This window comes from Flammeovirga kamogawensis, from assembly GCF_018736065.1.
Lineage (GTDB): Bacteria > Bacteroidota > Bacteroidia > Cytophagales > Flammeovirgaceae > Flammeovirga > Flammeovirga kamogawensis.
Genome location: NZ_CP076128.1, coordinates 4,280,331 through 4,302,307, shown reverse-complemented (window position 1 = coordinate 4,302,307; position 21,977 = coordinate 4,280,331). Strand labels below are relative to the sequence as shown.

20 protein-coding genes are annotated in these 21,977 nt (G+C 31.2%); 10 read left to right on the top strand and 10 right to left on the bottom strand.

All coding sequences use genetic code 11. The annotated features are described in order from the left end of the window. The first annotated feature begins 47 nt into the window (after positions 1-47). From KM029_RS17495 to KM029_RS17470, 6 genes are all read left to right on the top strand, one after another. Positions 48-1,373, top strand: a complete 1,326-nt coding sequence (locus tag KM029_RS17495; RefSeq protein ID WP_144074475.1) for an NCS2 family permease — start codon at positions 48-50, stop codon at positions 1,371-1,373. Positions 1,374-1,514: 141 nt separating this feature from the next. Continuing rightward, complete coding sequence (locus KM029_RS17490) at positions 1,515-2,204, top strand: response regulator transcription factor (RefSeq protein ID WP_144074474.1); 690 nt, start codon at positions 1,515-1,517, stop codon at positions 2,202-2,204. Positions 2,205-2,231: 27 nt separating this feature from the next. Next, entirely contained in the window at positions 2,232-3,044 is an 813-nt protein-coding gene (locus KM029_RS17485; RefSeq protein ID WP_144074473.1) for a helix-turn-helix transcriptional regulator, read from the top strand. 116 nt (positions 3,045-3,160) lie between these two features. After that, positions 3,161-4,024 carry an NHL repeat-containing protein gene (locus KM029_RS17480; protein WP_144074472.1) on the top strand — a complete coding sequence of 288 codons (864 nt, stop codon included), beginning with the start codon at positions 3,161-3,163 and terminating at the stop codon, positions 4,022-4,024. A gap of 181 nt (positions 4,025-4,205) precedes the next feature. Beyond that, complete coding sequence (locus KM029_RS17475) at positions 4,206-4,676, top strand: hypothetical protein (RefSeq protein ID WP_144074471.1); 471 nt, start codon at positions 4,206-4,208, stop codon at positions 4,674-4,676. A 132-nt stretch (positions 4,677-4,808) separates the two neighbouring features. After that, entirely contained in the window at positions 4,809-5,921 is a 1,113-nt protein-coding gene (locus KM029_RS17470; RefSeq protein WP_144074470.1) for a DEAD/DEAH box helicase, read from the top strand. Positions 5,922-6,001: 80 nt separating this feature from the next. On the opposite strand, the gene KM029_RS17465 is transcribed toward KM029_RS17470, so the two are convergent. The 5 genes from KM029_RS17465 to KM029_RS17445 form a co-directional block, all read right to left on the bottom strand. Continuing rightward, complete coding sequence (locus KM029_RS17465; RefSeq protein WP_144074469.1) at positions 6,002-6,652, bottom strand: hypothetical protein; 651 nt, start codon at positions 6,650-6,652, stop codon at positions 6,002-6,004. Positions 6,653-6,742: 90 nt separating this feature from the next. After that, positions 6,743-7,147 (bottom strand): hypothetical protein, encoded by a 405-nt coding sequence (locus KM029_RS17460; RefSeq protein WP_144074468.1) that lies wholly within the window; start codon positions 7,145-7,147, stop codon positions 6,743-6,745. Between the two features lie 156 nt (positions 7,148-7,303). Continuing rightward, positions 7,304-10,270 (bottom strand): protein translocase subunit SecDF, encoded by a 2,967-nt coding sequence (gene secDF / locus KM029_RS17455; RefSeq protein WP_144074467.1) that lies wholly within the window; start codon positions 10,268-10,270, stop codon positions 7,304-7,306. A 143-nt stretch (positions 10,271-10,413) separates the two neighbouring features. Then, the gene (locus KM029_RS17450) at positions 10,414-10,809 is read right to left on the bottom strand and encodes a hypothetical protein (RefSeq protein ID WP_144074466.1); all 396 of its coding nucleotides are present in this window, start codon (positions 10,807-10,809) and stop codon (positions 10,414-10,416) included. Between the two features lie 174 nt (positions 10,810-10,983). After that, positions 10,984-12,432: a caspase family protein gene (locus tag KM029_RS17445; RefSeq protein ID WP_144074465.1), complete on the bottom strand. Its 1,449-nt coding sequence runs from the start codon at positions 12,430-12,432 to the stop codon at positions 10,984-10,986. 156 nt (positions 12,433-12,588) lie between these two features. On the opposite strand from KM029_RS17445, the gene KM029_RS17440 reads away from it, so the two are divergent. After that, a complete protein-coding gene (locus KM029_RS17440; RefSeq protein WP_144074464.1) occupies positions 12,589-13,323 on the top strand; it encodes an SGNH/GDSL hydrolase family protein in 735 nt (244 codons plus the stop codon). Between the two features lie 21 nt (positions 13,324-13,344). Here KM029_RS17440 and KM029_RS17435 read toward each other — a convergent pair whose 3' ends face one another. From KM029_RS17435 to KM029_RS17425, 3 genes are read right to left on the bottom strand one after another with little or no spacing between them, the layout of a single operon-like run. Continuing rightward, complete coding sequence (locus KM029_RS17435; RefSeq protein WP_144074463.1) at positions 13,345-14,472, bottom strand: glycosyltransferase; 1,128 nt, start codon at positions 14,470-14,472, stop codon at positions 13,345-13,347. Between the two features lie 21 nt (positions 14,473-14,493). Further along, positions 14,494-15,306 (bottom strand): DPBB and LysM peptidoglycan-binding domain-containing protein, encoded by an 813-nt coding sequence (locus KM029_RS17430; protein ID WP_144074462.1) that lies wholly within the window; start codon positions 15,304-15,306, stop codon positions 14,494-14,496. 22 nt (positions 15,307-15,328) lie between these two features. Then, positions 15,329-16,006 (bottom strand): DUF4905 domain-containing protein, encoded by a 678-nt coding sequence (locus KM029_RS17425; protein ID WP_144074461.1) that lies wholly within the window; start codon positions 16,004-16,006, stop codon positions 15,329-15,331. 299 nt (positions 16,007-16,305) lie between these two features. On the opposite strand from KM029_RS17425, the gene KM029_RS17420 reads away from it, so the two are divergent. Next, positions 16,306-17,640 carry an NfeD family protein gene (locus KM029_RS17420; RefSeq protein ID WP_144074460.1) on the top strand — a complete coding sequence of 445 codons (1,335 nt, stop codon included), beginning with the start codon at positions 16,306-16,308 and terminating at the stop codon, positions 17,638-17,640. 133 nt (positions 17,641-17,773) lie between these two features. On the opposite strand, the gene KM029_RS17415 is transcribed toward KM029_RS17420, so the two are convergent. After that, positions 17,774-18,997 carry a MalY/PatB family protein gene (locus KM029_RS17415; RefSeq protein WP_144074459.1) on the bottom strand — a complete coding sequence of 408 codons (1,224 nt, stop codon included), beginning with the start codon at positions 18,995-18,997 and terminating at the stop codon, positions 17,774-17,776. A 127-nt stretch (positions 18,998-19,124) separates the two neighbouring features. Further along, positions 19,125-19,673, bottom strand: coding sequence for a sigma-70 family RNA polymerase sigma factor (locus KM029_RS17410; protein ID WP_158631094.1), 549 nt, complete (start codon positions 19,671-19,673; stop codon positions 19,125-19,127). An 814-nt stretch (positions 19,674-20,487) separates the two neighbouring features. Between KM029_RS17410 and KM029_RS17405 the strand changes: the two genes are divergently transcribed. Further along, complete coding sequence (locus KM029_RS17405; RefSeq protein WP_144074457.1) at positions 20,488-21,072, top strand: hypothetical protein; 585 nt, start codon at positions 20,488-20,490, stop codon at positions 21,070-21,072. A 52-nt stretch (positions 21,073-21,124) separates the two neighbouring features. Then, positions 21,125-21,919 (top strand): helix-turn-helix domain-containing protein, encoded by a 795-nt coding sequence (locus KM029_RS17400; protein ID WP_144074456.1) that lies wholly within the window; start codon positions 21,125-21,127, stop codon positions 21,917-21,919. The last annotated feature ends 58 nt before the right edge of the window (positions 21,920-21,977 follow it).

Genomic DNA, 21,977 nt, shown 5'->3' with positions numbered 1-21,977 from the left:
ACTGCAACCAATTCAATTAATTTACTAATACTACAACAAAACCTGAAATGAATAATTCACAGGCAGAAAATGGATTTGTAGAACGTTTTTTTAATATTAAAAAACACGGTTCTACCAAACGTCAAGAAGTAATTGGAGGGGTAACTACTTTCCTTACAATGGCCTATATCATATTTGTAAATCCTAGTATTCTAGGAGAAGCAGGCATGGACAAAGGTGCATTATTTACTGTTACATGTGTGGCAGCTTTAATTGGTACTTTATTAGCTGCTTTATGGGCGAGAGTTCCTTTTGCAATGGCTCCTGGTATGGGATTAAATGCATTTTTTACGTATGCTTTAGTTCTTGGTAGAGGTTTACCATGGGAAACAGCTTTAGGTATTGTATTTATATCAGGAATTACTTTTATACTACTTACTGTTTTAGGTGTTAGGGAAAAAATTGTAAATGCAATTCCTTTATCATTGCGTTTGGCTACATCGGCTGGGATCGGTCTTTTTATTACTTTTATAGGTTTTAAAAATATGGGTCTAGTGGTTTCTAACCCTGCTACATTAGTTGGTTTAGGGCACTTAGGTACACCAACTATTATTGCTCTATTAGGATTAATCTTTATAGTTGTTTTAGAAGTAATGAAAGTTAGAGGAGGAATTCTAATTGGAATTATAGTAATGACAATTGTAGGTATGGGCATGGGTGAAGTAGCTTTACCATCAGAAATTGTTTCATTACCTCCATCTATGTCACCTATTGCTTTTAAACTAGACATTATGAGTGCATTGGATTTAGCTTTTATTGCGCCAATTTTCTCATTCATGTTTGTTGATTTATTTGATTCTGTAGGTACTATTGTTGCTTGTTCTTATGAAGCTAAAATGGTGGATGAAAAGGGCAATATTCCTAAAATTGGAAGAATATTAGAAGCTGATTCACTGGCTACAGTAATTGGTTCTGTTTTGGGAACATCTACAACAACAACATATATTGAATCTGCTTCAGGAATTGCTCAGGGTGCTAGAACTGGCTTAGCTTCTGTAGTTACAGCTGCTTTATTTGCAATAGCATTATTATTTGCTCCAATTGTAACTATTGTTCCTGCATTTGCTACTGCTCCTGCATTAGTAATGGTAGGTATTTATATGTTTAAAAATATAAAAGATATTGAGTTTGGTGATTTAGTAGAGGGAGCGCCTGCTTTCTTAACTATTATTTTAATGCCTTTAACTTACAGTATCAGTAATGGTTTAACATTTGGTTTTCTGTCTTATTTAATCATTGCATTATGTAGTGGTCAAATTAAAAGAGTATCAAAAGTAATGTGGGTTATTGGTTTATTATCTGCAATTAACTTATACATTGCTGCGTTAGCGTAACACATAACACACATCAACTATAAAAAAGCAGTAAAGGATTTCGATTCTTTACTGCTTTTTTATTTAATTATTAGAATAATCCATTAAATTGCTTCTACTAAATACTGCAGATTTAAAAATACTTTTTTACTACTCACTTTAATGAACAAGAATACTAGGTTTGATACATACCTGAGTCTTGGTAATACTTTTCACTTTACTTACGACTGCATAAACCTTACAATTTCAAGTATATCAGATAACTTTGAAAATGAAACAGGTTATATTAAAAATGAAATTCTAAATAATTCAGATTTTCATTTTACAGATAGTAGTTTCTTTGATCAAAATATTGAAAATTATATAAATATTTACAACACATTTATACATCAACATATCACTACATATAATGATTACAATGTGTTTTTTCATTTCCCTCTAGTCAGAAAAGATACTTCCATTTCAGAATGTGTTTGTGAAGTTTCAATAGATCAACTAACCACAGATAATAAGATTGCAATTTGTTCTGCTTCTGTCTCTATTATTAAAGATCATTTTCAGAATATTGGTAAAGAAGGAATTAGTATTATCACGTCAATACATAAATTTTCTTTTCATTCTATTTGTTCTCAAGAAGAGTTGGAGCAAAATATTAGAACTACTCAATTATCTGATCGTGAAATTGAGATTCTATTTTTAGTGAGTAATGGTTTGTCTAACCAACAAATAGCTGATAAAATTAATGTTAGTGTACATACTGTTGGTACGCATAAGAAAAATATTACTGCAAAAACTGGCACTTCTAATATTATGAATACAATAAAAAAAGCTGTAATGCTAAAATTGATTTAACTAACATATTCACTCCATACTACTCTTATGATAGACTTAGCTACTACAGATTTTATTACAGACCTTACTTACATTTATAAAAATAAAGGTTTAGGAAAAAAAATAATTTCTAATACAGATATATCTTATAACCAAAGTAATACTATTCTTAAACAGAGTAGTTCTTTTAACTACCTTGGGCCCACTGTAGATTTTATTATTGATGTTGAAAAATTCACTTTTTTAGTCTTAAAAAATAGAGGTGTCAATTTAGAGTTCCCTACGGTAGAATCTGATTTATCCGTATTAATCAAGAACCTTGATTTAATAACCTTAAAACAAGATATAGGAGTGTATCTCTACTCTATCAACAAGCTTTTTAATTATTTCATCTACCTATTCTATAAAGATCTTGAATGTAATTATAGATCAAGTTTTACTTTTAGAATCAACAATTCTAAAGGGATGATTAATCAATTTATGCAACAGAATATTCCTTTAGAAATTAAAAATGGTCAGATTACAAAATTCTATTCTAGTATTACTGATATATCTCATATTTCTACTATTCAGGAATATAAACTCTCTTTTTTTAATATCATCAATAAAGACATACATCATATAGATATTAAAAAGTTTACTTACTCCCCTACAGACCAAACTCCAGAAATTAATTTATCTGAAAGAGAATTAGAAATCCTCATTCAAATTTCGAATGGACTAAATGCCAAAGAAATTGCTAAGGAACTAAGTATTTCTACAGAAACAGTTAATAAGCACAAAAAAAACATGATCAAGAAAAACAGTGTGAATAACTTGATTCAATTAGCTACTAAAGCCATAAAAAAGGGACTTCTTTAATGCATAACAACATTGAATAAAATAATATTTTAACACTTTATTACTTGTTGAAACATAGTTGTATAAAGTAAATACTATATTTGCATGTGAATAAAACTGCAGACAAAATTTTTAGTATGTATAAGATAATTTTTAGTTTCTTTTTCTGTTTAACTTTAACGAGTACTGTTTTTGCCCAAAAAGATGAAGGCAAAAAGAAAAAAAACAAAAAGACAATTACTGCCGATCCTGATGCAAAACTTATAACGCCTACTGATGTAGCTTTTGATGAAAAGTCAGGACTATTTTATATTAGTTCTCCTGGTAATCATGGCATTATTAAAAGAGGTCGCCGAGGAGGTGCTGTTTTTGCTGCTAAAGACTTATTACACCCAAGAGGGTTAACAACCTATGGTGGTATTTTATATGTAGCTGATTCTAATAGAGTAGTTGGTTACCAACTAAAGACCTCTAAACAAGTGTTTGAAGCAAATATTGATGGTGCTACTGCATTACATAGTATAGCTTGTGATGGTTCACATTTATACATCTCGGATAAATCTATTTCTAAGGTTTTTAAAATGACCATAAAATCTAAGAAATATGAAGTTATCAGTTCTGATATCATTAATCCAACTGGATTATATTACGATAAAAAATTAAGAGAAATCTTGATTCTAAGTTCTCAAGAAACTGGTGGAGGAGTTTACACTTACAGCTTAAGAAGTAAAGAAATTGAATTGCGTTTAACCATTAACGAATTTCCTTACTTAGAAGATATCACTTTTAACGAATCAATGAGCTATTATATCACAGCATGGGGAGCAGACCATAAAGAAAACGTGATTATAAAAATTAATAGTAGCTTAAAAAGAGAAGCTAGAGTAATACAATCTTCTACAGATGGACCAAGTGGTTTACTTTACATTAAAAGAACAAACGAATTGGCTATTGCAAGTGAATATTCTAACAATCTGAATATTATCAAACTAGGTTACTAATTTAGCTACAAACGTAGTTTACAAATAAAAATTTACGCTTTACAGTAATTTTTCAAACTTTATGAAGAAAAATTATACTGTAAAGCGTTTTTTTATGTTATAATATTAAAAATATATAATTTTTTCTTCGGTATTTTATAAATTAAAACACGGAATTTAAACTTCACGATTTATTAACAGAATGAAAAGTATTTTATTGATTGCTATTACACTCTTCTGCTTAGGCTGTAGTAGTTCTGATGAAGTAAATACTGATGTGCGCTACGAGGCTGTAAAAGGGTTTCATAAAGTTGAAACTAGTGATACATTAGACCATGAGAAACTCATAGTTTTTACTGAAATTTCAGACATAGGAAAGGGTACAATTACTCGTCCAGAAGGGCATGTTTGGCCCGAAGAAATAACACTAAGAATGCCTTTTGATAGGCTAGAAGGTTTTAAAGCTTATTCTAATACCGACAAGAAAAATTTATTTGAGCAATTTTATTCCTCAAATCCAAGACAGCCTCAGTATGTTTCAACATTCAAAGGCTCTGAATTAAAAACGTCTGTAAAAGACCTCCCCTACATAGACATTCAATTACCAAAGGAGATGTTTTTAGACAATCCTAAGTTAATTTATGTTGAATGGGTAAATGTATATCGCATTTAATAAAAAAGGACTGCTTCCCCACAGTCCTTTTTTTATGCTCTTTCTTAAAGATTCTATATGAAATGGTCTTTTTTCTATTTTCCCAATAAATAAACCTACCTTTGTGGTTCGTCAAGAAATAAAAAGAAAAAGATGACATTCAAGGAATTAGGAATTCAAGATGCTTTAATTAAAGCATTAAAAGAAAATGGTATTGAAGAACCGACGGCTATTCAGGAAAAATCAATCCCATTTCTAATCACAAAAGGAACTGATTTTATCGGACAAGCACAAACGGGTACAGGAAAAACAGCCGCTTTTGGCCTTCCTCTTCTTCAAGCTGTAAATCCTAAAAATTCTCAACCTCAAGCATTAGTCCTCTCACCCACTCGTGAATTAGGACAACAAATTCAGAAGCAATTGTTTCGTTTTACAAAATACTATCATAAAGTATTCTGTGAGGCTGTATATGGTGGTGCTTCAATAGATCAACAAATCAATAACCTAAAGAGACCAACACATATAGTTGTTGCAACTCCTGGGCGTTTATTAGATTTAGTAGACCGTAATGCTATCGATCTATCTGGTGTTAAAACAGTAGTAATGGATGAGGCTGATGAGATGCTAAGCATGGGATTTAAAGAAGACCTGTCTAAAATTCTTCGTCTTACTACAAATAAAAAAGCAACATGGTTGTTCTCTGCTACTTTCCCTGCAGGCATCAATGAGATTGTAAATAAGCATATGGATAAAGATGCGTTCCGTATCGAGGTGAATCCATTTAACGTTATCAACAAAAAGATAAAGTTTGAATATATTCTTGCTGAGCAAAAACAAAAAATTGAAACATTAAACTGGTTCATTAGAACACAGGGAGATGCTAGAGGAGTTGTTTTTACAAGAACAAAAGCAGAAGCTCAACAAGTGTCTAAACAATTACATGGTAAGCAATTTAAAGCTGAAGCTATTCACGGTGATTTATCTCAAAAAGAAAGAGATAAAGTGATGCGTGCTTTTAAAGGTAATAAATTGCAAATTTTGGTAGCAACAGATTTAGCAGCTAGAGGTATTGACATTGCAGACCTTGCTTACGTTGTCCACTATCAACTTCCTGATAAAATGGAGTACTTTACTCATAGAAGTGGTAGAACAGCAAGAGCAGGTAAATCAGGTACTTCTTTATGTATTGTAACTAAAAGAGAGATGAGCAAACTTGATGAAATAGAAGATTCATTAGGAATCACTATGGAACAAGTTTTTGATTAATCATCAGAATATTTAGATATAAAAAAGCGAGTCATTCTTTTTATTGAGAATGACTCGCTTTTTTACGTTAAATTATTTTCTTAGAAACCGAAGCCACTAGTACTCATTTTATTGTAACCTACAGTTGATAAGTTATATTTTTTATTTACAACTTCTACTGCTTTTATCATCATGTTTGAGTTGTTTTTAGGATCAGTAAAACGTACTCCTAATAATACCTCACCATCATTCAAGTCAATACCAATTTTCTCTGTTAAAAGTTTAGTTAAGTTCTCTAACCCTTTTGCTGGGAAATCTACTTTACCAATAAAAACTTCTACTTTCTGTCCATCTTTTTCTCCTACAAAAGCTCTACATTTAGCTCCAAGGATTTCTTCTTTAGATTTTTTATTCTCTTTTACAGGAACATCTTTAATACCTAATACATCTAATGTTTTAGGGTCTACAGGAGATTCTATAGCTATCTTCTGTCCAAACTGACGCATTAAAATTAAGTACTTGTTATTTTCAAAATCACATAACATATACTGAGAACCGGCATCTTCTTCTGATACAACTCTTGCTCCTAAATATTCTGCAGGGCCTACCAATAAAGTAGCCTTAGGATATTCTTGCACATTCCCGTTTTGAGATTGCTGAAATACAATTTGTTTCTCAAATGGATACGAACCTTGTGCAAAAGCTGAACAAGCTGTAATTAGTAGAATGGATAGGATCTGAATTAATTTCATCTTATTTAATTTGAAAGTTGAATTCTAAAATAAAAAAATCGATTATTTGACATTAATCTATTCAAACTTAAAAATAAGCATACGAATTGATTACTCCTCTTTTTTATCTTGTAATAATTGATAAATATTTGATGCTCCGCTCTCTATAATACTATCATCTTTAACAAGAAATTCGATATCTGCTCTTTTCGGCTTTAAATTATTCATCTCAATTCCGGAATTATTTTTACCTTTCCCTTCCTCTAAATGTACCATTACAACGGCATTATCCAACCTATAAGTTCCTGAGAACTCATAAAAAGATCCATCAGAATACTCTACAATGTATTGCATAGTACCATTGGGATTAAAAGCATAAGCTGTTGTTCCTCTACCAGATTTATGAATATAAACCTTAGCATCTTTTTCAATTATAATATCATCTGCCGCAATGATTTGATTTCCTAAACAGAATGATAATAATAATAGAAATACAAGTTTTAATTTATTTGTCATAGTTTGAGTCTTTTTAATTACATATACTATTGACGTACAGCAAGTAATAAAAGACACCTACGTAAACATTCATTTAATTGAAATGGGATTTTTTAACGCAAAAAGCCCTTCTGAGAATCCTCAGAAGGGCTTTTATATATCTTAAAAGAAATAAAACTATGCTTTTACAGCAGCAGTTTCAGTAGCTTTCTTTCTGATTTCTTTTTTAGAAGTATCAAATACCACTGGAGCAGCGATAAAGATAGATGAGTAAGTACCCACCATGATACCAACAAATAATGAGAATGAGAATCCTCTTAATGCTTCACCACCAAATACTAATAGTACAAAGATTACTAATAATGTAGTGAACGAAGTAATAATTGTACGGTTTAATGTACCATTAATTGCCTTGTTGATAACGTTAATTAATTGATCTCCATCTTTTGAACCTTCTTCTTCTTCACGAACACGGTCAAATACAACCACTGTATCGTTAATAGAGTAACCAATTACAGTTAAGATTGCTGCAATAAATACTTGGTCTAATTCAAAACCAGCACCTAATAAGTTTGCAATACCAAAAGCACCAAATACAATTAATGTATCGTGAACTAATGCTGCAATTGCACCAATACCAAAGTTTGCTCTACGGAAACGCACCCAGATATAAGCAAAGATTCCTAATAAAGAGAACAATACTGCCTCTTCTGCACCATCTGTAATATCATCTGCAATAGTAGCACCTACTTTAGATGTAGAAGGGATAACAAAAGTACCAGCATCAACTTTTTGCTTATCAGAGTATTTATCTCCAGTAAACTTCTCAATACCTGTTACAATAATTTGTTGCACTTTAGTATCTGCTTCAGTAGATTCGTCATCTACAAGATATGCAGTAGTAATTTTTAAAGTTTGCTCGTTACCATACGTTTTAACTTCAACAGATTTACCATCAAAATCTTTCACTAAAGAAGCTTGTAATTTAGAAGGTACAACTACTTTATCGAAGTTAACAATATAGCTACGTCCACCAGTAAAATCTACACCTAAGTTTAAACCATTAATTGATAAAGAAGCAAGACCAGCAATAATAACAACTACAGACGCAGCATAAGCAATCTTACGCTTACCCATAAAGTCGTAGTTAGATTGTCCAGCTAATTTCTTAGATAAACCAGTTTCGAAGCTTAATTTAGTTTTCTCACCATACTTGTTAGTGAAGTAAGAAACAATTAAACGAGAAATAAATACTGCTGAGAAGAATGAACAAACAATACCAATCATTAATGTTACTGCAAAACCTTTAATTGGTCCCATACCAAATACATATAAGAATGCACCTGTTAATAAAGTAGTAACGTTAGCATCAAAAATTGTCCAGAATGCACGGTCATAACCATTATTAATTGCTTGTAATAACGACTTTCCAGCTCTTTGCTCCTCACGGATACGTTCGAAGATAAGTACGTTTGCATCAATCGACATACCAATTGTAAGTACAATACCTGCAATACCTGGTAACGTTAATGCTGCACCAAGTTCTGCTAAAATACCTACAATAAAGAAGATGTTAGATAATAAAGCAACGTTTGCAATAATACCACCTTTAGCATAGTAAACGATCATAAATACGATTACTAAACTTAAACCTAATAATACAGAATTAAGACCTTCGCTTTGTGCAACTTTACCTAATGATGGACCAACTACTACTTCCTCGATAATACGAGTTGGAGCAGGTAATTTACCAGCTTTAAGTACGTTTGCTAAATCTTTTGCTTCGTTGATATCAAAAGATCCAGTGATTTCAGAACGACCACCATCAATTTCAGAATTTACAGTTGGAGCAGTATATACTTCATTATCTAAAGCAATAGCAATACGACGACCTAAGTTTTGGCCAGTCATTTTCTTCCATTTCTTAGCACCTTCAACATTCATTGACATTGAAACTGCAGGCTGAGCTCTTTGATCAAAAGTTTGGATAGCATCTGTAATAACATCACCACCAAGTTTTGCTTCACGGTCTTTCTTTACTGGGAATAATTCGTAGAAACTCTTACCATTTTGTTCAGCAAGAGGTTTGTGTGCCCAGATAAATTTCATATCAGAAGGGATAACATCCATAACTTCTGTATCACGTAGCATTTTGTTTACTGCTGCAGTATCATCATCAGCATAAACTAAACCACCTTGCATTTTAGCTAAAAGAGGAGAAACTGAAGTTTCATCAACTTTTGCAGAATCTGCAGCAGCTGTTGTAGAATCACCTTCGAATAAAGAATTTTCAGATGCTTCTTTTTTAGGAGCTTCAGCTTTAGCTACATCTCCTGATAATTTTTTACGAGCTTCTTCTTGTTTTACCCAAGCTTGGTTCATTTGGAAAATATAAGGCTGTGCCTCTTGGTTTGTCCAAACTTCTAAGAACTCTAATTTTGCAACACCTTGTACTAAATTACGAACACGCTCTGGGTTATCAACACCAGGAAGCTCGATAGAGATACGGTTAGTACCTTGAAGACGTTGGATATTTGGTTGAGTAACACCAAATTTATCAATACGAGTACGGATAATTTCAAATGCTCTATCTACAGCACCATCCACTTCAGACTCTACTAATTTTTTAACTTTATCATTTGGAGAATTAAAAGAAATTCTTCCTTTGTTAGACGAAGTAGCAAAGTAAGTTGCAAAAGGAACGTTTGGAGCGTTCTCTTCTAATGCACTAAAGAAATTATCTGTAAAAGACTCTCTATTTTCTTTCTCTGCAGCAGATGCAGCAGCAATTGATTTTTCAAAAGCAGCATCTACATTAGAACCTGCCATTGCTTTAATCACCTCAATTGGAGAAACCTCCAATGTTACTGACATACCACCTTGAAGGTCAAGACCTAAAGCTAGTTCTTTGTTTTTAACCTCTTCGTAAGTGTAAGAAGTGAAGCCTAAATCATAAACTGGTAATTTCCATACCGAATCAATGTAAGCTTGTTTTTTAAAATAGTCTACATGACCTTTCGAATCCATTGCATACTCATCTGCACTGTTCTGAACTGAACGAGATACAACTGTGAATGATAGGTCGAATAAACTGAATAGCGTCACTGTGATCGCAATAAACAGTACAAAACCTCTGTTTCTCATAATTGTAAAAAAATACTATATAATAGCTGAAATGATTAATTAAATATATATACACAAGAATTACTATAGCCAAGTTGAAACCTGTCTACAAATTCTGTAAAAAGTGTCTATTAAATGATAGGAAAACCCTTAACTAGATTTAATTAAGGTGCATTTGGGGCGGCGTATAAGCCAAACACACAAGATTTGTGTGCAGAAATTGGAGCATCTTGCTGATGTCCATTAGGTTTGATGTTATCGTTAGGCTTTAAGATCAATCTAAAGTTTTCTGTTGGTGGCAACGTTTTTACAAAAACATTACACCATTGAATACCTTCTGTACTTTGTGGCAATGCATTTGATTGTTCTTTTAAAACATCAAAAGTTGCTTTCTGAGTACTTCCTTGATCTGCGTCGTCCTCTGTTGCAGTTGCTACTGTAGTGGTTACAGTTGCATCAATAGTCACAGCATACACCGTCTCAGCAAATAATGCTGAAAGGATAACTATTGCCATCATAAATGGGAATAATTTGAATGATATGTACTTATTTTCTTGCATAGATTCTTACTATTAAAGCAAAAATAAGAATCATTTAGAAATAATCACAATGTAGGGTGGTGTTTTTTCACTAAAAAAAACACAATTATAACTTTAAAAAATTATGAGAGTAAATAACTAAGTGCCAAAGCAATAATTTACTATTGTTTTTGGCTCAACTTCAAACAGTAAAAACTATTCCCTTATCAAGATAGTTGCATCGCCAACTACTTGAGGTTTCTGTTCTCTATTATTTAAGCGTCTAGCCATATACTCCACATTTGATGTTATATAATCTGACATCTCTTTTACAGATATCTTCTTGTCGTGGTTTTCATCTGCAGCTCCTTGTAAACCTTTTAAATAGAAGTATGTAAATAAACCGTGGTTTTGCTCATTGTACCATGAAGCAACTTGTTCAGATTGAGAAGCCGACATAATTACAGCTAACTCATCATTCATCACCTTATTTTCTGTCTTAATAAAAACAGGTGAAATACTTTTTAATAACATTCCTCCATCAGAAGAACCACTAAAACAAGCGTCTATCACTACATTTAATGATTTGTAAGGTACCTCTCCTAAATTTTCATAAAATGTAGTTAAAGAGTAACCATTAAATTGAATTAAAGACGGATCAGTATCTACCGGAACAAAGAAGCCTTCTTTAGATTCTGGGTTTGGTGCCCCATGACCACTATAAAACACAAATACATCTGACTTATTTGGTTTTACATAATTGTATAATTTCCCCTTGGCATTACCATTAATACCAAATATTGCATTAAAGTCGGCTTGAGTAGCGTTCTCTTTATAAATAATATTTCCCTCTCTAAACCCAAATGTTTTTATTAGGTATTCTTTCATAATTTTAGCATCATGAATTGCATACTTTACTTCTGGTACATCTGGATTTCTATAAGCTTTATTACCAATAATAACAGCAACAGCATCTTCATTTACAACTGATGTTGTAGGTATATTAATATCAACATCGCTAGAAAACACTTCAATTACTTCTGCTTCTTTAGGTTCTTCTTTCTTTATCAAGATAACCTCTTCTTTTGGTGTTTCTTTTTGAGGTGCTTGTTTTACAACAGGTATAATTACTGCCTTAGGGGCATCAAGATATTTGCCTGCAGCAAGATTAGCCGTAGCTGTTTGCATCAGAGGCTTAATTATTTTTTCAAATGCTTGTTCTATTTGCTTCTTCTTATCTTTAGAATAATTGGGAGTAGATTTAGATAATTGAGTGGCCAACAATCTTCTTTCAGAAACATCAAAAACATTTACAGTAATTTCTACAAAAGAACCGTTATAAGATGTCTTTGTTTTAGCAGCAATCTGAGTATATAATTTCAATCCATTTTGAGAAATTATTTCATTCTGAACTTCATCATTTGCTTTGTAGCATCCTCCAGAAGAATATAATTGTTCTATAATTGCAGATGAACTTACAACATTATATCTATTTCTTTTGTATACATTTTCTACTGCACTAATACTTATCTTATTATCATATACCTGATACGCATTGCAAATAGTCCCTCCTTTAGCAACCTTAGGCATTACCACTATTTTTTTTTGTGCAAAAGTAGAAATTGAAAAAAGTAGACTTAATACTAAAAATATTGTTGTTCTCATAAGTGTTCTATAAGTTGAAAAGCAAAAATAACTATCTTCTAGTATAATTACATGATGTACTTTATTTTGATTCAAAACAAAAACTATTTTTTGATGTTTTAACTCATATAGTAAGACAAACGAAATAGGCTTTGTGCCTTTAATAAATAATTACTCATGAAAAGCTATCTGATTGGACTATTAAGTATTTTAATCTTCGGTTGTACTAATCAAACTGAAGAATATCCCTCTCCTTCATATAATTCTACTACTACTGCTACAGTACTTAATGAAAACATCCCCACTCGATCTTTAAACATTTTAGCTTTAGGAGACTCCTACACAATTGGGGCTAGTGTTCAGAAAAAAGACCGTTGGAATGAACAGTTAAAAGCACAATTAGAATCAAAAGGATATTCTATTGGAGAAGTAACCTATATTGCTCAAACAGGTTGGACAACAAAAAACCTTATAAACGCAATTGAAGCACAAAAAAACACACTTTTAACTAATTACGACCTTGTTACTTTATTGATTGGGGTTAATAACCAGTATCAAAGAATTAATTTTGATACATTCCTAAACGAATATCCACAACTTTTAACTACAGCAATTAAATATGGTAACAATAACCCTGATAATGTTGTTGTTCTTAGTATACCAGATTACGGAGCAACTTATTCAGCACCATCACCAAGTATTTCTACAGAAATAGATAAATACAATTCTTCAAAAGCAAATTTGACTTATGCTGAAGGAGTTCGTTTTTTTAATATTACAAGTATCTCTAAAATGGCAAAACAAGATCGTACGTTAATTGCTTCAGATGGTCTTCATCCTTCGGCAAAAATGTACAGGTATTGGGTAAATGATATTATAGATGATGTTTTTAATCAGTTACTTGAACCTTAGAAAATAGAATATCTTGCTACGTTATTTTCTTTTTAATTTAAAAATGAAGTCTTCTAAGTGTGCTGCAAAATTTTCCCAAGACATTTCTTTTTTTAACTCAACAATCTTTGATTTATACTGCTGAGGATCATTAATAAAAAAAGTATCAATACCTCTTTTTAAGTCTTCTACAGTAGCAGAAGGAACAATTTCTCCTGTCTCTCCATTAATTATAAGTTCTTTTAAACCACCCATATCTGTTGCAATTAATGGAACTTCAAAATGTAATGCAATTGATGTGATTCCACTTTGAGTAGCAGATTTATAAGGTAACACACAAACATCTGCAACAGAAAAATAATCACCAACTTCTTGATCTGAAATGTACTGATTGAAGATATGAATTCGCTCCTTATTTCTATTCTCTTGTATAAGTTGCATGTAACTATCAAAAGAACCATAAACCTCTCCTGCAATTAGTAATTGATATGAATCGTCGAGTTGATCAAATGTTTTAATAAGAATATCTAAACCTTTGTACTCTCTTATAAAGCCAAAAAACAATAATGTCTTTTTATCTGATTCCACACCTAATTTTAGTTGAGCTTCTTCTTGGTTCTGTGGATCGCCAAAATGATTATATAATGGATGAGCTCTTACCAAACTCGGTTTTTCAGACTCATAACTTCTTAAATCTTTTTCAACAACATCGCTCATTGTAACAAAACAATGATGTTGATTTAAGTAGTATTTTGTAAAAGGTTTATCAAAAAAACGACCTTCGTGAGGAATTACATTATGCAAAATACTTAATGTAATACAATCTTTTTTTAATAATTTAGCTACTGTACCTACAGATGGGCCAAAGAACGACATCCAAAATTGAGTAATTAAAACATCAGGTTTAAATGCTTTTATTTTTTTGGCTGTAGTATAATAAGTGATTGGATTAATGGAGTCCAAAACTTCTTCAGATGCTATTTTTTCTACATTATCTTCTTCTGTAATGTATTGTGACTTTCCTGGAAATAAAAAATCAGGATATTGTCTAGAAAAAGTAAATGCTTTTACAACATGTCCTTCTTTTTCTAAAGCTGATAAAAGTGCTGCCCCATAAGTGGCAATTCCACCTCTTAACGGATAAAAGGTAGAAAGAATAGCAATCTTCATAATCTAATTTAATTAAAGCAATTATTGATTGTACTCAACTCTTACTCTAAATTCTTCGTTTACAACTCCAATTTTCTTTGCTACCTGCTCAGAAATCTTAATAATCACTCCATCTGCAATACTTTGATCTGGCAAAGCGGCTACCACTCTTACAATTGCTTCTTTATCATTATTTGGATTAATAACTTTTATATAAGAGCCAATTGTTTCTTTTCTATGCAGTGCCATTAGCTTACTTGTATTGTTAGGTAAATCGACAATAATACCATTACCTCTCTCTACTTTTTGCATTGGAATATCATAATCTTCTGCTTCTTGAACCGTTAAATCTGCATAGGATTTTGATTGTACTTTCTTTGCAGTTTCATCTACCTTATTTACTTCACCTGTTAAGCTAACTACAATTTGCTGATTCTCTACTAACATTTGATCTGGTAAAAATCCATTCCAAACAGCCAAGCTATCAACAGGTACTTGATATATGTACGCAACTTGACGAAGTGTTTCGCCATCTTGAGCTGAATAATAAATAGCTTCTTTAATTACTACATCTTGAGCTGGAGTAATTTTTATTGCAGGTATTACTTCTGTTGCTGGAACATTGTAAGGATCTTCTTCTGCACCTTTTTGAGGAATTGTAAGCACTTGTCCAATTTTAATAACATTATTCTGAATATTATTAGCGTCGACAATTTCTTTTACAGACACATTATACTTTCTAGATATTGAAAATAAAGTTTCTTGATCTTGTACCTCGTGTGATACTGTAGTTTGTGCGTATGTAGCTACAATTGGAAGAATGAAAAAATAGAGAAAAAAAAGTAATACTCTCATGTTGTATGTTTCCTATTGATATTTATGCTAGGGGAACTGCATTCCAAATTTCTTTATCCTTAATATAGAGAAGCATATTTTCTACTACAAAGAAACTATCCATAATCTGTGCTTTTACAGCTACATCCATAGTATCCTCGTAGATTACATCTCCGGATAAATTACAAATTAATAGTTTTCTACGAAGTTCACCACTACTATTTTCTAAGAACACAAAAATAATTTTATCATTGCTCTCTAAATAATGAATATCTCCCTCTTCAACTATGTAATTTTTTGAACCTAAAAACTCCGTTAATGTTGAATTATGAGAAACCTCTTTTGAATAAACTATAGGTAAAGTAAAGTTCTCGGCACTTACTAAGTCTATTGGATCTTCTTGATTATCTTCAATAATTGCAGCTTCTAAAATATCTAATTTTATCAGGTTACTGACTTTAGGAATACTACTTTCTGCATCAAATCGAGAAAAATACAAAAAGCCATCTTTCACACCTGCCATAGATACCCACCAAGAATCATCTAATTGTAGACCTTCCCACAATACTTTTCCTGATACTACATTCAAAGCTGCAAAACTTACTTCTTTTCTTTCTCCATCACGCATCTCTAATAATATTACCTTTAAAGACGCTGAATACATTACGCGCCAGATAAGACCGTGTGCTTTAAAAGAATAGTTTAATTGAAGTTTATCCATATCTTATTTTCTGTATTTTGATAGGCTCAAAGATCACTATTTATCACAGACTACCCAAAAATATTTAAGAAAATGAAACCAATTTTAGAGCTTATCAAGAAGTACAATAAATTAAAATTTCAATTCTCTTTTTACACTTCCATTTTCTAAATTTTATTCCAATAGAGCATTAATGTAAAAGCAGAAGAATCTCATCATTTAATGAAGAAATACGTATCTTTATAAGATAATCGAGAAAAAACAAAACCGATTAAGCCAAATATAGTTTTATAATAAACAGCAAAACTTACTCGAATAGCATGAAACAATTCGTTCATTATATATTATTAGGTTTATTACTATTTAGTAGCCTAAACACATTTGCAGAAGATAAAGACCCCATCGTTTTCGAATTTGCATTACGTGCTGAAATTGACCCAAGAACTTCTAGATTAGTAGAAAATGCACTCAACGAGGCCACTGAATTAAATGCAGATTATGTAATTATTGATCTTGATACTTACGGCGGTGCTGTAAATGATGCTGATAAAATTCGTCAGTTAATTTTAGATTATCCAAAACCAATTTTTGCATTTATCAATAAAAATGCTGCAAGTGCTGGAGCATTAATATCTATTGCCTGTGATTCTATCTACATGGAATCTGGTTCTAATATTGGAGCAGCAACTGTAGTTATGGGTGGATCTGGAGAAAAAGCTCCTGATAAATACCAATCATATATGCGTTCAATGATGCGCTCTACTGCTGAAGCAAATGGAAGAAATCCACAAATCGCTGAAGCAATGGTAGATCAAGACCTAGTAGTTGAAGGTGTTTCTGAAGAAGGTGCAGTTATTACATTTACTACTACTGAAGCTATAAAGCATGGATTCTGTGAAGCAGAGGTGACTGGAGTTAAAGAGATTTTAGAAAGAAACAACATTAGTTCTTATGAACTTAAAAAATATACTCCTCCAACAACAGAATCTATTATTTCATTGTTTTTAAACCCTGCCATAAGTAGTATTCTGATATTAATAATTTTGGGAGGAATCTATTTTGAGCTTCAATCTCCAGGAATAGGATTTCCTATTGCAGCAGCTATACTTGCTGCTATTTTATATTTAGTACCCTATTACCTAAATGGTATGGCCGCAAATTGGGAGCTAATAATAATTGCCGCAGGTCTCGTATTAATAATGCTAGAAATTTTTGTTGTTCCTGGCTTTGGCATTACAGGAATTTCCGGAATTGTTAGTTTAATTTTAGGACTTACATTGGTAATGCTAGATAACGACTATTTCGATTTCACTTTTGTTTCTACTGACAGTATTGCCACCTCTTTAATTAGCGTTACATCTGCTATTTTTATTGGCGGAGGAGGAATCTTCTTGTTCGGTCATAAATTATTGGATAGCCCAATGTTTAATAAAATTGCTTTAGAAGATACATTAGATAGTTCTGCGGATTTCTTGGTTACCTCTTATGTAGGTCTTACAGGACTTGCCTATACAGTTTTAAGACCAGCAGGAAAAGTAAAAATTGATGATCAGGTATATGATGCCACTACAGAAGGTGACTTTATTTCTAAAGGAACTCCTATAGAAGTAGTTGAGCAAAGTGGTTCTACACTAAAAGTGAGAACAATAAGCTAAAAGTCATCTATTAAAATAATAAAAAAGGTCTAAAACGTGTTTTAATTACTACGTTTTAGACCTTTTACTTTATTTAAAGAAGAATGATTATGAACATCAAAAATTAATTCTAATCACATTTTAACTGCTACAGTTAGCAAGAACAACAAGAACCTTGAGACTTATTATCTAAACCTTTAACATCTACACCACATTTTATTGCTTCTTTTAATTTGGTAAAAGCTTCTTGTATTGTAGATAATGTAGATGCGGTATTCAATCTCATGAATGAAGAATGATTATCTCCAAACCAATTTCCGGGAGTTAATGCTAGATTTGCTTTATCTACAACTAAATGATTTAAAGCATCTTCAGAAAGATTTAAACTACTAAAATCTAACCAAATCTGGTACGTTCCTTCAGGTTTAAATAACTTTACTTCTGGCAATTCCTTTTCAACAAAATCCTCAATCCAATTATTTGTCTTTTGTAAATAAGCTAATAATTCGTTCAGCCAATCCTCCCCTTGAGTATAAGCAGCAATTGTAGCATAAGCAGATAATGCATTTCCATGATCAAGGTACATACCTGTAATAACATCTTTCAATTGCTTGTGTATTTCCTCATTCGAGATGTATAAATACCCATTAGAAATACTGTGCATACCAAAAGTCTTTGCTGGCGATCCGATTACTGCAACATGTTTATTTAACGTATCTAAAGATACTATACTCGTAAATTTTGATGGCGAAAAAATTATATCAGAATGTATTTCATCGCTAATAATTGTAACATCATATTGATTAGCCAATTCTATTAATTTTGTCATTTCTTCTTTCGTCCAAACACGTCCAACAGGATTGTGCGGATTACAAAGAATCATCAACTTTACATTCTCATTTTTAAACTTTAATTCTAGATCTTCAAAATCAATAGTGTATTTTCCTTCAATTATTTTTAAAGGATTTTCTACTACTTCTCTTTTAGCCGACTTTATTACTTTAAAAAATTGATGATAAACAGGAGTTTGAACAACTACACCTTCACCTTCTTTAGATAATTCTCTAACTAACAATGAAATTCCCGTAAGCACACCGGGTACTTGTAAAAATGCTTTTGTATTTAAATCAAGTTGATTTCTTCTAAAGTTCCAGTCTTTGATGGCTTTAAAAACATCTTTTTCTATAAATTCATAACTATAAATGCCTCTTTCAACAAGGCGAGCTAATTCTTTTGTTATTGGTTCAGCTACTTTAAAATCCATATCAGCAATCCACAAAGGGGTTACCTCTGTGCTTCCAAACATAGATTCTAAAAAACGCGGATTACTTTTAGCAAACTTATTTTTTACTTCGTGCTTAATATCTAATAAACTCATATCTTTTTTATGTTATAATCACCTTATTTTTCATAGTGTATATACACCTACGGTTATGAAACAAACTTGTTGTTTTATTTTCAATCAGCCTATAGACGATAAACAAAAAAAAAGACGCAAAAATTTATTAGTCACAAGTATCATCACACTTTTTTGGTTTACATTCTAAGACATCACCATAAATATCCGTAGTAATATTGCAGCATTTATCATAGGTTGCTCGTAACATTTGCCTACCTCTTTGAACACGTGATTTAGCACCTGAATATGATATTTGTAACCTCTCTGCCAATTCTTTCTGAGGTACTTTTTCAATATCAGATAGAATTAAAGCATCTCTATATTTCGGTGGTAAGGTATCTATCATAGGATGCATATATTCTATTACTTCTGAATTTAAATCTTCTTTTTCGAATTCTTTTTCTTGAAAAAAATCATCAGATGGCATATCAAATTTATACTGTCGAAAATGAGATACTATTTCATTTCTAGTTATCTGATAAATCCAAGAGACCAATTTATTCTTATCTTTTAGTGTATCAATTTTAGAGAAAACCTTTAAAAAAACTTCTTGTACTATATCTTTAGACAGCTCTTCATCTTGGGTTTTGCCTTTGACGAAATTAATTAAACGATCATTCATCTCATTCCAAACCGATATTAATTCTGTTTCCATAATTCTAGCATTTACTTTATCTAGTAACATATATACGTAAATAATTCTTCAAAAGGATTACTAAAAAATGAATGATTGCAACATTCTATAACTTTAATTAACCCATACAACTTGTTTTAACCTCTTAATCAATTGTCATTTATAGAGATAGATAAAAGAAGAAAACTGAATTGAAGTCATGAAGAAATTACTTAAAAAGTTGACAAAAACACAATGGTTTAGCCTCTTAATAATCATTTGTTATTTGTGTTGGGAATTTATTTTCTTAACTCATTGGAAGAATAACACCGAAGGGCCACTTATACGAATTGACCTTCTGTTTATCTATCCTTTTATTGGTTGCTTTGTAGTGATATCATTTATTCAATTGATAAATAAGTTATTTAATAAGTAACAAAAACATTTATTTATTTGATTAGTTTTCACTAATGATCTATTAACAACAAAGGGAGACCACATTAAATATCTTACTATTTAAATATGACTCCCTTCTACTCTATTCATCAATACAAATTATTACTCTTATCTTTTAAAAGAATCTATAATGGATTCTAATCAATAATTAACTATCCAAACCAATTATAATATTTTGAGTTTTCATTTACTTTCTATTTAATGATACTACAAAAGTAAAGTACTGTAACCTCTCAAAATTGTATATTTTAAACAACTCACATTTAAATTAGTACTTGATCTAAAAATAATTTGATTGTTCTAAGACAAAAGAAATATTAAGAAAAAAAATAACTTTCTTATCTCCTTAATAAGATAACTTTACAATCACTATTAATTAATTGACTCAAAAAATTATCAAATGAAAAACTATTTATTCATCATCCTATTAGCATTCGAAGTTATGGGTTGTAACTCTGAAAAAGCTATATTAAAAGATAGTCAATACTCTCCTGCTACAATTGATGTTAAAGGTGAAAAAGCATTTGTAAATGGTATCCTAGGAAAAACATTTTACCATCGTCTAACAAAAACATTAAAGAAAAACCCTCAGATAAACACATTAATTTTACAAGAAATACCTGGCTCAATGGATGATGAATGGAATTTAAAATCTTGTTATCTAATTTATAAAAAGGGGATTACTACAGAACTATTAGAAAATTCTGTTGTTGAATCTGGAGGAGCTGACCTTTTTGTTTCAGGTAAAAAAATAATTATTGCAGAAGGTGCTAAAATTGGTGTACATTCTTGGGCTGGTTCTGAAAAAGCTGCAATAGAATATCCTAAAGACCATAATGAACACAAGATTTTTTTAGACTTATATAAATCTGTAGAAATTGATACATCATTCTATTGGTATACTTTAAAAGCTGCTCCTGCAGAAGACATCCATTATATGACAGACGATGAGATTAAAAAATATCTAGGAGATAAAATCAAATAACAATAAAGACTATTAAACTTTACATCTCTAAAACATAAGGCTTAATTAAAGTATGGAAATTACCTCTCATAATGTAAATCATTACCCCGACCTAATAGAACGTCTTTGGATTATTGATAACAAAGAAGAGGATACCGATATTATCACACCTCCTAGTCAGTATGTCAATATAATTATTCCTTTAAATCATTCAACTTATACATACAATGGAGAAGTAAAACAAACTCCTCAAATTGAAGGATTAAGTTTACAATCTTCTTGTATTCATTATCCAAAAGGAAGTCGATTTATAGGAGTTCGCTTATACCCTCATGGATTACATTCTTTCTTAGATATTCAAGGACAAGAAATCATGAATAAAAGTATAGACTTCTACCCAACTTTAGATGTTTCTATATTTAATAAGAGCAGTACTGATGTAGAAAGATTGAACAATATCTATGATCAATTAAAAAAGATGTTCATTCAAAAAAATTATAATGAAGCTAATCTAGTACGTGAATATTATCAATATTTCAGAAAAACAGAGTCGATGATTTCTATCGATGAGTATTGCAAAGAGCACAGTACCAACTATACTTCTTTAAACAGATTATTTTCTAAAATTATAGGTTTATCACCTAAACGATTTGAACGCTTAATAAAATTCAGAAGGTCTCTATGTGATTTAATTGATAGTGAAGAAAGCTTAACCAATATTGCTACAGATTCAGGGTATTTTGATCAGGCACATTTTATAAGAGAGTTTAAATATTTTTTAAATAGAACTCCTTCTGCTTATCAAAATTTGATAAAAACTGCAGATAAAGAAACCAATATTATTAATTATAATTTTAGACTTTTTTAAAGTGTTTAAAATATACAATTTCTAGCAGCAATGATCTATTAATTTTGTTACATAATCA